The organism is Enterococcus hirae ATCC 9790 (assembly GCF_000271405.2).
GTDB classification, from domain to species: Bacteria; Bacillota; Bacilli; order Lactobacillales; family Enterococcaceae; genus Enterococcus_B; species Enterococcus_B hirae.
This window is the reverse complement of record NC_018081.1, coordinates 1,327,713-1,340,860: the sequence shown is the minus strand read 5'-3', so window position 1 is coordinate 1,340,860 and position 13,148 is coordinate 1,327,713. Positions and strand designations below refer to the sequence as shown.

The following is a 13,148-nucleotide window of genomic DNA, read 5'->3' as shown; positions in this document are numbered from 1 at the left end:
GAGTAAAGATACGTAGTATATAATGAAAGAACGAACGATTACGTTCAGTGACTACTCTATAATGATCCATCATTACACTAACCAAAAAGAAGGATTCATTCTTCGCCTATCGCATCACTAAACGTAGCATCCATTGAAAATATGGGTTAAAACTCAACTGACATTATACGCTATGGCTTAATTATAAATCGTTTTGGAATTAAATCAAGACAACATAAACAAGTACGAGAGTCTTTTTACACCTAGTCCAGACTCCCGTACTTATTATTTATAAAACGATCAATGGAATTGAGTTACTAGTCTTTTGTTCAATACGAATAAACTTAATCCATGCTAGTTACATCAATATTCAAGTCAAATAATTGGGCATCTGATACCGTACTTGGTGCATCACTCATGACATCTGCTGCTCTACCATTTTTAGGGAAAGCAATAACTTCACGAATGTTTTCTTCACCAGCAAGTAACATCACAAAACGGTCCAAGCCAAGAGCAATACCGCCATGTGGTGGGAACCCATAATCCAATGCAGTTAATAGGAAACCAAATTGTTCCTCCATTTGTTCCTTCGTAAAGCCTAAAGTTTCTAAGACTTTTTCTTGGATTTCACGAGTATGGATCCGGATTGAGCCACCGCCTAGCTCATAGCCATTCAATACGATATCATATGCTTCTGCATAGACACTAGCTGGATCTGTACTCAAGCGTTCAAGATCTTCTTCTTTTGGCATCGTAAATGGATGATGAGCGGATACGTAGCGTCCTTCTTCTGCAGAATATTCAAATTGTGGCCATTCTGTGATCCACAAGAAATTGAATTTTGATTCATCAATTAAGCCTAATTCTTTTCCTAAGCGTGTACGGATTGCCCCTAGTGTTGCAGCTACGATTTCTTTTGTATCCGCACCAAATAATAAAATGTCTCCAACTTCAGCGTTTGTCGCTTGAACGATTGCTTCTGTTGCATCTCCCATAAATTTAGCGATTGGACCTTTCAAGCCGTCCTCTTCTACTTTTAGCCAAGCTAATCCCTTCGCACCAAATTGGCTAGCGTATTGCCCAAGATTATCTAAATCTTTACGAGAGTAGTTGCTTGAAGCATTTTTAGCATTTAAAACTTTGACGACGCCACCTTTTTCAAGAGCCATTTGGAAGACTTTGAAATCAACATCTTTGACGATTTCACTTAAGTCGATCAACTCCATCTCAAAACGTGTATCTGGTTTATCACTACCGTAGCGATTCATTGCTTCGTCATACGTCATGCGAGGAAACGGTAAAGTAACGTCGATTCCACGAACATCTTTCATCACTTTCGCAATCAAGCCTTCGGTATAATCTTGGATTTCTTCTGCCGTCAAGAATGTCGTTTCAATATCTACTTGAGTAAATTCTGGCTGACGATCACCACGAAGATCTTCGTCACGGAAACAACGAACGATTTGGTAGTAACGATCAAACCCTGCGTTCATCAATAATTGTTTAAACAACTGAGGTGATTGAGGTAACGCATAGAAGTGCCCTGGGTAAACACGCGAAGGAACAAGATAGTCACGAGCCCCTTCTGGCGTTGATTTTCCTAAATAAGGTGTTTCGATATCCATGAAATCATTATTATCTAAATAATGACGGATTGCTTTCGTTGTTTCATTTCTCATTTTGATATTTTTCGTCATTTTTGGACGACGCAAATCTAAATAACGATATTTCATACGGATCTCGTCTCCGACTGTTTGATCGTCTTCAATCAAAAACGGTGGTGTTTTTGCTTTGTTCAAGATAACAATTTCGTTTGCGAATACTTCATATTCACCAGTAACCATTTTAGGGTTGATGGCTAGCTCCTCACGTTTACGAACCACACCAGTGATTTCAATCACGTATTCACTCCGACATTTATCCGCGATTTCCCATGCTTCTTTATTGACCTCAGGATTGAAAACGATTTGGACGATTCCTTCTCGGTCACGTAAATCAATAAAGATTACTCCCCCTAGGTCTCTTCGCTTTTGTACCCACCCTTTTAATGTAACAGTTTGATCTAGTTCTTTTGCTGAAATCAAACCGCAATAAGTTGTTCTTTGTGCCATTTTTCTTTTTCCTCCTACTCGAATAAAGTCATTTCATCATAGACTTCATCAAAATGTTCATAAACTTCTGTTAAACTAAAGCTTTTTTCTTTTCTATTAGCCATTGATTTGACTGTGACCGTTTGGTTTTCCAGCTCATCTCCGCCAATAACTAACACTAACTTAGCATTCGCTTTATCAGCCGTTTTGAATTGTGCTTTTGCTTTACGATCCATAAAATCACGATCAGCTGAAAACCCAAAATTGCGGATCGTTTGCACCAGTTTCAATGCTTCGATATTCGTTTCTTCGCCTAAAGCCACGACATAAGCATCTAATTCATTAAATGCCGGAATCACGACTTCTTCTGCTTCCATTGTTAACAGCAAGCGTTCGATCCCCATCGCAAAACCAAAACCGGGTGTTTGAGGTCCGCCTAGTTCTTCAACCAAATTATCGTAACGTCCACCTGCACAAATCGTCGCTTGTGCGCCCATCTTTGGTGCATCACTCATAATCTCAAAGATTGTATGTGTATAGTAATCCAACCCTCGAACCATCGTGCTATCGATTTCGTAAGGTATATTAAGTGCATCCAACATAGCAACGACCATATCAAAATGTTTTTGTGCTGTTTCGCTTAAGAAATCTAAAATCGATGGTGCATCAGCAACAAACTTTTGATCTCGTTTGTCTTTACTATCTAACACCCGCAACGGATTCTCATGCAAACGACGTTGTGAATCTTCACTCAACTCTTTTTCAAATGGTGAAAGATAGTCGATCAATGCTTGACGATATGCTTGACGCGTTTCTTTATCTCCTAGCGAGTTGATCACTAATCGAATTTGAGTGATTCCTAATTGTTTAAAGAAATCAAGGGCCATAACCATACTTTCCACGTCAGTTGCTGGATTGTCAGAATCAAAAGCTTCTACTCCGATTTGATGGAATTGACGTAAACGACCTTTTTGAGGGCGTTCATAACGAAACATTGGTCCCATATAAAATGTTTTATAAGGTTTTGCATATTCTGGTCCAAATAATTTATGTTCCACAAAAGAACGAACGATCGGTGCTGTTCCTTCTGGACGTAAAGTGATGTGGCGTTCCCCTTTGTCATAGAAATCATACATTTCTTTTGACACGATATCCGTTGTATCCCCTACACTTCGAGAAATGACTTCATAGTGTTCAAAAATAGGCGTGCGGATTTCATTGTATTGATAATCTCTAAACAATAAACGCGCTGTTTCTTCCACGAACTGCCATTTTTCTGACTCACCAGGTAAAATATCATTTGTTCCTTTTGGTCTTTGGAAACTCATTTTTTTCTCCCCTTTACTTTTCTATGTAAAAAAAAATCCACCCTTATTCATTACGAACAAGGGTGAATGACTAATTCATACACGGTACCACCTATTTTTGAAAGATTGCTCTTTCCTCTAACGATTAACGCTCGTACACGGGACGGCTTTTCACTCGTCCATCTCCAGAGTGTCTTTTAGAACCTAAAACTTTAGATCATTTTCAGCCTTGATGATCCTCTCTTGTAAAGCTTCAGAAACTTACTCGCTCTTTCATTGATATTTTCAATATTACCTATAACCTACTAAAAACAAGGCGTAAAGTCAAGAAAAATCTGTAAATCAACTGAGAATTAATAAGGTGCTAACCGACTAACTGAATGAAACATCTCCTTAATTACTAGCATCCTTCATTCCAGCACACGCTCATTTTTTCAGAGCTAACTTCTTCTGTCACGACCTTCTCTGTATTTTTCTAAAAATCTTTAAAGAGTTGATCAATGGTATGGTAATCAGTGGACGATAAATGAATATCTAATGCACGAGCATTATCTCTAACTTGTTCCGGTTTTTTCGCTCCAGGTATCACGACAGAAATCCGTGGATTTTTCATATACCAAGCTAAAACGAGTTGAGCAATACTAGCTTGATTGTTTTTCGCAATCGGTGCAAGTTGTTCGACAGCCTGAATGATTTTTTCAAACCTCTCTCCTTGAAAATCCGGATTCTTCTTACGAGGGTCATCTGGAGCCATACTTTGAAGACTATTTAAATGATATTTTCCCGTTAACAAGCCGGAAGCAAGTGGAAAATAAGGGACGAAACTAATGTTATGTTGTTCAAGATAAGGCCAACGTTCTTTTTCAGCTTCACGATGGATCAAACTAAATTTATCTTCAACAACATCAACATAGCCATCTTGATTTGCTTCTTTCAGTTGAGTCATTGAAAAATTAGAGACTCCGATTGCACGGATCTTCCCTGCTTCTTTTAGTTTGTGCAACGCAGCGACTGCTTCATTTTTTGGCGTTTCTTTATCTGGAAAATGGATATAAAAAATATCAATATAATCAGTTTGTAAACGTCGGAGTGCTTCTTCTACAGAACGGGTCAAAAATTCTGGTGAATTATTGAATACCCCTTTTTGTCCAGGAACATGGGCAGCTTTAGTGGCAATGATCACCCGTGAACGATCAAATTCATTTTCTTGCAGGACTTCACCGATCAGTTCTTCTGAACGTCCATTTCCATAAGCATAAGCAGTATCAATTAAATTGATGCCGTTTTGCAAAGCGGTTCGTACAACTTCTTTCCCAGTTTCATCTTTTAAGTTAGCAAAAAGATTATGACCACCGATCGCATTCGCTCCTAAGCCAAGTTGTTCAGCGTAAACTTGTGAATGTCCAATTCTTATTTCTGCCATTCGCAATTCCTCCTTTTTTCTTTAGTCTAAAACAAAAAGAAAAAAAGCTAAACTAAAAGAACTTTTGAAACAAGAGGTTGTGAAAGAAGCGATCAGCTCCGAGCGAATAAGAGAGGATTTTTTAAAATAGCTTCTCATATTTTAGAAAATCATCGCTTATTGCTGAGGAGTTGCTTCTTGAACACCGTTTACTTGCTTTAGAATAAAAAATAAAGCGCCCCCCAAAAGTTAGTTTTTTTAGTCTAACTTTTTTTGGGGGGCGCTACAGAATGAGATTTATATTTCAGACTTTTTATTTTCTACGCACTATTCTTTATATAAGAGTACACGACTATTAGGATAAGTTGGAAATTGATTACTAGGGATCGTCCAATCTTGTTCAGGTACTGAAAATTCATAATGATTGACTAATTGGTCAGAAAAGACCCGTAAACTGTGTAAAGTGATCCATTCTCCTGCACAGCGATGCATTTGTCGAAAGTCTCCTCCACCTTGAGCAATCATCTCATATTCCTCTTCGTAAGAAAGATCTTTTGCTTTCCCTAAATAACGTTTGATCATGAATGAATCTGGCGCATCGATTGTACGCTCATCATGATTCGTCCCGTATAGATCCAAAATAACCCAACTATCTTTAGGAATAAGATAGCCGTCAACTGACACATCTTTTAAAGCAATTGCTGGCAACATTGGGAAAAATGGATAGTAACGACGCATTTCCTGAATAAACGGATCTTGAAATTCTGTAAAGTCATTTTTTAACTGCTGTTTTAAGTCTGGTCGACTGAATAAAGCATGTCCCATCAAAGCTGCCCAGACTGTCAATGCTACAGTTGGTCGAATAATATTGAGCAATTCCACCGCAGCCACTTCGATTGGCAACAAATTACCATCAAGATCAGTTGCTTGGGCAAAAGCATATAAAGCGACATCTTCTTTACCTGGAACAGGGTTTGCTCGTGCATCCTCAATCAACCTTTGAGCCCATTGTTCAGATTTTTTACGATTTTCAACCCCTTTGATATGATCGATTGGCGACGTAAATGTCCCACTGATCATAGAAATTTGGTAATCAGCGAACTGATTGATTTCTTCATCGGTCAATTCTGCTAAGTTGATTCCTGACCATTCACAAATCGAAGTAAATAGTACTTGTTTACTTAAATCAAATAATTCAAATTGTCCATGTTGTTCGTTTAACGCTTGAGACAAATTTTTTTCTAAAATTTGATGGTACGTATCCATTCTTTCCGGTGTCATCAAATCCATAAAAATCGATTTGCGATGATGGTGTTGGGCACCGTCTAGTGTTTGAACACCATCTTTCCCAAACAACGTTTTTAATACTAATTTAGGCATTGCTCCTTTTCGTTTGAAATTCCTTGGATCATAAAAAATTTGAGCGGCTTCTTTTCCATAGATCACAATCGCTTCTTTATTGAAGATTTTTGCTTTCACTACTGGCGCATTTGCCTCTTTACGTAATTCCTCTAACAAGTGATAACCTTGCTCATATCTTTTTTTAATCTCGGTTATCTTTATATCGACTACTGGTACCTCTTTCATCTTTTATCTCCTCCAATAGAACACTTCATCTATTATTAGCTTATCTTTTTTTAGATAGCTGACAAAAAAAGTGTTCTAAAACCAAAAAGACCAAATGGACTCGATTTTAGAACTATTTCTCCTCTAAAATCACTCTTTTTTCCTTAAAAAATAGGTTCCCCCATCTGTATGACACTTTTCGAGTAGGCACACAAAAAACCGATCACTCAAAGATTCATCGCTTGTGCGAATCTCTGAGGATCGGTTAAAGAAATTGACGAGTCCTGCTCATCTTATTTCAATCAATTATGAATATACTAGCATCTCTTATTTATTTTGAGAATCAATAATGATAGTAACCGGACCGTCATTGATCAAAGATACTGCCATGTCAGCTCCAAATTGGCCGGTTGCTACGGTAATCCCTCTATTTCTAATCCCTTCATTAAAAGCCTCGTATAGTGGAATAGCTGTTTCGGGACGAGCTGCTGAGATGAAACTTGGACGATTTCCTTTTTTAGTATCTGCAAACAGCGTAAATTGGGACACACTCAAAATTTGTCCTTCGACATCTTCTACACTACGGTTCATTTTTCCTTGTTCATCTTCAAAAATACGCATTTGTGCAATTTTTTTTACTAAATAATCAACATCATCTTGCGTATCTTTTTCATGAATACCTAGTAAAATAACCAGCCCTTGATCGATCTTCCCAACTTCTTGTTGAGCGATCGTCACTGAAGCTTTACTTACTCGCTGGACAACAGCTCTCACGTGTTTTCCTCCTAACCATTGGTTCGTCGCACGCTATACACATCTGGTACAGCTTTGATTTTATCCACGATGCTCTTTAGGTGAGCAAGATTTTGGATCCCTACTGTTAAATGGATCGTTGCCATTTTGTCTTTGTTGGTTCTCGCTTCCACGCTGTTTAAGTTTTTAGTCATGGTATTTACCGTTTGTAAGACATCATTTAACATGCCGGAACGATTATAACCATAAATTTCCAGATCAGCATCATATTCTTTTCTAGTATTCGAGGTATCTTCCCATTCGACTTCAATCAGACGTTCTGCCACATTCGGCTTGTCTACTTGGACATTCGGACAGTCTCTTCGGTGAATTGAGATTCCTCTTCCTTTAGTGATATAACCCACGATATCATCTCCAGGGATCGGGTTACAGCAACGACTGATCCGAATCAACAAGTTATCGACACCTTGAATCACGACACCACCTTCATGGCGAACCTTCATTTTTTCCGGTTCTTTTTTCGGTTGGTTCATGATTTCTTCAGCTTCTTGTTTTTGTTGCTCGATCTTTTGTTCTTTTCTTTCTTTTTCAGTCAAACGGTTCGCCATCGTCAATGCACTGACTTCACCATAACCCACAGCTGCATACATATCATCTTCCGTTTGATAATTCAGCTTTTCTAAAGCATCTTGCAGCTTACTTTTTGCTAAAATTTCTTTTGGTGCAAAGCCTAGATCGATGATACATTTTGTGATTGCTTCATGTCCTTTGATGATATTTTCTTCTCTGTCTTGCGCTTTGAAGAAACGTTTGATTTTATTGCGAGCTTTACTCGTAGCAACTAATTTCAACCAATCTCGACTTGGACCAAACGAATTAGGTGAAGTCAAAATCTCAATGATGTCTCCATTTTTCAACTTATAATCTAATTGAACCATTTTGCCGTTGATTTTGGCACCCGTTGTTTTATTTCCAATGTCTGTATGGATACTATAAGCAAAATCTAAAGGTCCAGAACCTTTTGGCAGTTCTGTCACGTCCCCTTTAGGAGTGAAAACATAGACCTTATCACTAAAGATATCTCCTTTGACACCTTCCATAAATTCTGAAGCATCATAACTTTCATCTTGTAGTTCAATGATTTCGTGGAACCAGCTTAATTGTTTCGTGATACCATCTGGTTCGACCTTATCATTTTTACCTTCTTTGTATGCCCAATGTGCAGCCACCCCGAACTCGGCGATTTCGTGCATTTCTTGAGTTCGTATCTGGATCTCTACCGGATTTCCAGCTGGTCCAATGACTGTTGTATGCAAGGATTGATACATATTTGCTTTAGGCATAGCAATATAATCTTTAAACCGCCCTGGCATTGGTTTCCATTTGGTATGGATTGCTCCTAAAACAGCATAACAATCCTTGATAGAGTCAACGATTACCCGTATTGCGAGTAAATCATAGATTTCATTGAATTGTTTCTTTTGGTCTTTCATTTTCCGATAAATGGAATAAATGTGTTTAGGACGTCCATAGATTTCTGCATAGATATCTAGTTCTTCTGTTGCTAGACGAATATCTTCGACTGTGGCGTTGACATATTTTTCTCGTTCTTCTCGTTTCGTTTGCATCAAATGCACGATTCGATAATATTGTTTAGGATTGAGATAGCGAAGTGCAGTATCTTCTAATTCCCATTTGATTCGACTGATCCCCAAGCGATGAGCTAATGGTGCATAAATTTCTAAAGTTTCTTGGGCGATTCGACGTTGTTTATCTTCACGAAGATGTTTTAGCGTACGCATGTTATGTAGTCGATCAGCTAATTTCACCATAATTACACGTAAATCTTGCGCCATAGCTAATAACATCTTTCGATGATTTTCTGCTAATTGTTCTTCATGTGATTTGTATTTGATTTTCCCTAGTTTCGTTACACCGTCAACTAACATTGCAACGTCTGGACCAAATTCTTCTTTCAAATCATCCAAAGTAACGTCGGTGTCTTCTACAACATCATGCAAAAAACCAGTTGCAACAGTATGGGGGTCCATTCTTAAATCAGCTAAGATCCCAGCAACTTGGATAGGATGGATAATGTATGGTTCGCCTGATTTACGAAACTGGCCATCGTGAGCAGCCGTTGCATAATCGCAAGCTTTTTGAACAAATGCTACATGATCAGGTCCCATGTATTGGCTAACCAATTTAATCACTCCAGGACCTGTCAATAATTCTTCTTTTGGCATGGAACATCCCCCTTTCAAAGGTTACGAACAACAGCTGTTGCTCCGAATAATATTAAAAACCATTCTTCTTTTTTATAACATAACTAGAAACAAACTCATGCACACCATTCATTTGATGTCATCCGTTGTTTACAATAAAATAATTGTTTTTATTATACAGATTGTTCGGAATTTTTTCAATTTTTCCTGATTTTATTCAGTTATTATCAGTGAGTGAGCTCCCACTGATAACTTGCCGCACTTAAAAGATAAAGAGGTGCCGTCTCCGTACGTAAAATCCGTGGTCCTAATCCACATAAGATTCCACCTTTTTCAACAAAGGCTTCAACTTCTTCAGGAGCAAGACCTCCTTCAGGACCAAAAATGGCTAAAATCCGACTACCATCAGTGAGTTCTTGGAATACCTTAGCTAAATTGGCTAGTTCTCCTTGTTTTGCTGACTCTTCATAAGCAATCAACAACACATCATAAGCAGATAGTCGATCAAAAAGAGCTTGCTGACTTTCCAATAATTCCACTTGGGGCGCAATCTGTCTATGAGATTGTTCAGCTGCTTCTTGAGCAATTTTGTTCAAACGTTCTTGACGTTTGTTTCTTTTTTTCGCATCCCATTTTACAATAGATGTTTTAGCTGGAAAGCCAATAAATCCATGCGCACCTAATTCTGTTCCTTTTTGAACGATCCAGTCTAGTTTATCCCCTTTTGGATAACCACTGGCAATCGTGATGTTATTGGGTAATTCCTTTTGGCTTTTTTCTTTTTCAAGCTCGCTCAAATAAACGGTATCTTCACTGATTTCTGTGATCTCCGCACGAATCGATACTTGATCGTTGAATGCTAAATAGACTTGATCTTTTGGCGCCATGCGCATGACCCGTACGATATGATGAAATGCCTCTCCCGAAAGTTCGAAGCGTGTATTTGGTTGATACGCCTCTTCTAAAAAGTAACGTTGCATTTATTCCACCTCAGGCTTTTTCAAGATAATTGCATACCAATCTTTTTGTTGGAAAATTTGATCAACGACAAAGCCCTGTTCTTTCATGGCGTCAATGACCATTTGTTTTTTTCTTCAATGATACCAGATACGATCAGGCGCCCCGTTTGTTTTAATAAGCGCCAAGCATCAGGGATCATCAACAAAATAATATCTGCTAAGATGTTCGCCACGATAACATCACTTTCGATTGTGATGCCGTTCAATAAATCATTAGCAGCTACGTGAACATCTTTGGCTACTTCATTCATATCCATATTTTCTTTCGCTGCACGAACAGCCACTTCATCAAGGTCATAAGCATAAACCTCTTTAGCACCTAAATATTTCGCTGCGATACTTAAGACGCCTGAACCAGTTCCTACATCTAAAAGTGTTTCTCCACCACGCAATACCGTTTCTAATGCTTGCAATGTTAAAGAGGTAGTTGGATGTGTCCCTGTTCCAAATGCCATTCCAGGATCTAATGTAATGATCTTTTCTAATGGATCACTTGTTTGATACGCTTCCCAACTAGGCACGATCGTTAACATTCTGGTGATCCGTACTGGGTGATAATACTTTTTCCAAGCAGTTGCCCAGTTGCTTTCTTCCACTTCACTAACGGTGATGATATTTTTACCGATCGCCAAGCCAAATTCTGGGAGTTGGGCTACACGGTCTTTGATAAAAGGCAAAATTTCTGGTAAAAAAATCGTTTCAGGGAAATAAGCCATCACCAGTGCGCCTTCTGTTAATGAAGTAAAATCTTCTTTATTCAAGATTTCCCCATATTGATCAGACTTGAAATTTTCAACGTCTAAAGCATCTTCAATCGCAACACCGCTTGCTCCTGCTTCCATTAGTATATTAGCCACAGCTTCCACTGCTTCACTGGCGGTTTCAACTTTTACTTCATTCCATTTCATGACATTCACTCCTTAATAACTTGGATAAGGCAAATAGACGTCCGTCTCATTTTGCTGTTTTTCTTCGACTAGTTTTGCTAACTGTTGATTGTCCCAATTCAACTCAAACACTGCCGTTTCATCATCTGCATCAAGAAAATCTAAGAGATCACTTTGCCCTTGCGCTAATACTTCGTTCATATACTCAATCAATGCATCAATGACCGATTTGGCTATCCCTTTCTTCCCTTCATAAGGAATAACCGCTAGATAATCTTTTTCATCAAAATGGGATTTTTGTGGATTGAACAATAAAATACCATCTTCAAATTCAATGATTTCTTCTTCGGAAACTACACCTTGGGCATCATCGATTTCCAAATGCGCTTTATTTTCTGCAAATAGTCGGACAATGATTTCAATCGTATGGTTTTTCGTATCCCAGTCTAATGCCACATCATAATCAGTGATCGTTTTTTCGATTGTTTTGTCTAAGTAGTCAAGTAAGTTTGTTTTTTTCATTTTCTCTTCCTCCAACCCCAGTCTTCCTCCACCAGGTTCTTTCTTTGTAATGATAGATATGGATTTCCAGCCACCACAAAACGTAATGGTTTGTCCGTCCATTCTCCTTTGTTAGGAATACCGATCCTTGGCAAAGCCATGATTTTCTTAGGTATTTTTGTTTTTTCAAAAACAAAATGCAACGGACTGTCTAAAATCGATTGTCCATAAAGTTCTTGTGGTAATCCTAATGCCGCTACCAATTTTCCGGGACCGTTACTAATATCAGGACCAGTCTTCCCGCCTCTGTTAATGCTCATTTGAGCCACACCAGTTGCAGGCTCGATCGCACGGATCATTACCCCTTGTGGAATCCCTTCAGGTTGCGTAATAATATTTAAAATACGGTGGGTGTGCATCGTATAAAGATAAATCGTTCCTGGCTTTTCATACATCGCTGCCACTCGTGGGGTTCTGCGCATCCCAAAACTATGAGCCGCTTCATCTTCTGGACCAAGATATGCCTCTGCATCAACGATGTAACCACCAACGGTACCAGTTGGCGTAACATATTCTAAATACATCCCTAAAAGATCTCTGGCAACTTCGGGTGTTGTTTTATTCAATAAAAGTTCATCTAATTGCTCTTTATTTGTCATTTTATTCACCACCCTTATCATACACAATATTGAAAGCATAAGCTATGGAAACCAAGAAAAACCTACAGTAATAGACAGGCAGATAAGAATAGCCGAAAAATCCCAAAAATAGGAAGAACTATCTTCGGATTCTCCGGCTTATTTTTCAGAACTAGACACTTCTGTCACAGCCTTTTATAGGATTTTACATAGACCGTTCAAACCAGAACAAGGTTTAGCATTCATTATTTACCGATCACCAGTCGGCGAGTATAGATCCCCTGACCAGAATGCATCACTGCATCATCAATGATCGACACGAGACGATCTTCACGTGTGACAGGAGGTGTCCAGTTGGAATCAATGACTTCATCAAGTGTTCCTTCATCCACTTGTTCCAAGTACTCAATCGTCAATGAAACACTATTAGCTAAATAATCTGTAAGTAGTTTTTTGTCTGTTACGACGACTTTTTTTGCTTCCGCAGGTGTGTGTTGCCAATCTTGCGTATCATCAGGCAGATCTAATGCAAATTTTCCAGACCAGTCTTGACTAAACCACAGTGGTTCACTATTTTTCAAATCGGATATTTGAAGGTCTAATTCTCGAGCAGTATGCCAGATCAGCCAAGTTACTGATTTGATCAAAGGTGCCGGCATCGTATTTGCTTCTGCTACATCTAGCTGGTCTAACGTTTCTTCAAACCGTTCTTGTGCTCGTAACAATGTTTCACTCAATAATCGTGTCGCTTTCATTTTTCTCCTCCTCCAAGCCATCTATG

The 13,148-nt window shown here is 38.6% G+C and carries 10 protein-coding genes, 1 pseudogene and 1 other annotated feature; all 11 genes and pseudogenes read right to left on the bottom strand.

Translation table 11 applies throughout. The features are described from left to right. Nucleotides 1-323: 323 nt before the first annotated feature. Complete coding sequence (gene aspS / locus EHR_RS06400) at nucleotides 324-2,090, bottom strand: aspartate--tRNA ligase (RefSeq protein WP_010737090.1); 1,767 nt, start codon at nucleotides 2,088-2,090, stop codon at nucleotides 324-326. A gap of 14 nt (nucleotides 2,091-2,104) precedes the next feature. Further along, complete coding sequence (gene hisS / locus EHR_RS06395; RefSeq protein WP_010737089.1) at nucleotides 2,105-3,397, bottom strand: histidine--tRNA ligase; 1,293 nt, start codon at nucleotides 3,395-3,397, stop codon at nucleotides 2,105-2,107. 55 nt (nucleotides 3,398-3,452) lie between these two features. Continuing rightward, nucleotides 3,453-3,662, bottom strand: a binding site (T-box leader). 189 nt (nucleotides 3,663-3,851) lie between these two features. Then, nucleotides 3,852-4,799 carry an aldo/keto reductase gene (locus tag EHR_RS06390; RefSeq protein ID WP_010737088.1) on the bottom strand — a complete coding sequence of 316 codons (948 nt, stop codon included), beginning with the start codon at nucleotides 4,797-4,799 and terminating at the stop codon, nucleotides 3,852-3,854. Nucleotides 4,800-5,105: 306 nt separating this feature from the next. Continuing rightward, nucleotides 5,106-6,365, bottom strand: coding sequence for a cytochrome P450 (locus tag EHR_RS06385; RefSeq protein WP_010737087.1), 1,260 nt, complete (start codon nucleotides 6,363-6,365; stop codon nucleotides 5,106-5,108). A gap of 306 nt (nucleotides 6,366-6,671) precedes the next feature. After that, nucleotides 6,672-7,118 (bottom strand): D-aminoacyl-tRNA deacylase, encoded by a 447-nt coding sequence (dtd, locus tag EHR_RS06380; RefSeq protein ID WP_010737086.1) that lies wholly within the window; start codon nucleotides 7,116-7,118, stop codon nucleotides 6,672-6,674. Nucleotides 7,119-7,129: 11 nt separating this feature from the next. Continuing rightward, nucleotides 7,130-9,343: a RelA/SpoT family protein gene (locus EHR_RS06375; RefSeq protein ID WP_010720880.1), complete on the bottom strand. Its 2,214-nt coding sequence runs from the start codon at nucleotides 9,341-9,343 to the stop codon at nucleotides 7,130-7,132. Between the two features lie 206 nt (nucleotides 9,344-9,549). Further along, nucleotides 9,550-10,302, bottom strand: a complete 753-nt coding sequence (locus EHR_RS06370) for a 16S rRNA (uracil(1498)-N(3))-methyltransferase (RefSeq protein ID WP_010737085.1) — start codon at nucleotides 10,300-10,302, stop codon at nucleotides 9,550-9,552. Then, a pseudogene (gene prmA / locus EHR_RS06365) lies at nucleotides 10,303-11,249 on the bottom strand (50S ribosomal protein L11 methyltransferase). A gap of 12 nt (nucleotides 11,250-11,261) precedes the next feature. Next, on the bottom strand, nucleotides 11,262-11,750 hold the full coding sequence (locus EHR_RS06360) for a DUF3013 family protein (RefSeq protein WP_010737083.1): 489 nt from the start codon (nucleotides 11,748-11,750) through the stop codon (nucleotides 11,262-11,264). Next, nucleotides 11,747-12,388: a DNA-3-methyladenine glycosylase gene (locus tag EHR_RS06355; RefSeq protein ID WP_010737082.1), complete on the bottom strand. Its 642-nt coding sequence runs from the start codon at nucleotides 12,386-12,388 to the stop codon at nucleotides 11,747-11,749. The genes EHR_RS06360 and EHR_RS06355 overlap by 4 nt, the downstream gene beginning before the upstream one ends. A gap of 224 nt (nucleotides 12,389-12,612) precedes the next feature. Beyond that, entirely contained in the window at nucleotides 12,613-13,122 is a 510-nt protein-coding gene (locus tag EHR_RS06350; protein ID WP_010737081.1) for a DinB family protein, read from the bottom strand. Between the last annotated feature and the right edge of the window lie 26 nt (nucleotides 13,123-13,148).

What these genes read in the sequence shown, in the direction of transcription:
- aspS (WP_010737090.1), bottom strand. Translation starts at nt 2,090, where the DNA reads ATGGCACAAAGAACAACTTATTGCGGTTTGATTTCAGCAAAAGAACTA.
- hisS (WP_010737089.1), bottom strand. Translation starts at nt 3,397, where the DNA reads ATGAGTTTCCAAAGACCAAAAGGAACAAATGATATTTTACCTGGTGAG.
- EHR_RS06390 (WP_010737088.1), bottom strand. Translation starts at nt 4,799, where the DNA reads ATGGCAGAAATAAGAATTGGACATTCACAAGTTTACGCTGAACAACTT.
- EHR_RS06385 (WP_010737087.1), bottom strand. Translation starts at nt 6,365, where the DNA reads ATGAAAGAGGTACCAGTAGTCGATATAAAGATAACCGAGATTAAAAAA.
- EHR_RS06375 (WP_010720880.1), bottom strand. Translation starts at nt 9,343, where the DNA reads ATGCCAAAAGAAGAATTATTGACAGGTCCTGGAGTGATTAAATTGGTT.
- EHR_RS06370 (WP_010737085.1), bottom strand. Translation starts at nt 10,302, where the DNA reads ATGCAACGTTACTTTTTAGAAGAGGCGTATCAACCAAATACACGCTTC.
- EHR_RS06360 (WP_010737083.1), bottom strand. Translation starts at nt 11,750, where the DNA reads ATGAAAAAAACAAACTTACTTGACTACTTAGACAAAACAATCGAAAAA.
- EHR_RS06355 (WP_010737082.1), bottom strand. Translation starts at nt 12,388, where the DNA reads ATGACAAATAAAGAGCAATTAGATGAACTTTTATTGAATAAAACAACA.
- EHR_RS06350 (WP_010737081.1), bottom strand. Translation starts at nt 13,122, where the DNA reads ATGAAAGCGACACGATTATTGAGTGAAACATTGTTACGAGCACAAGAA.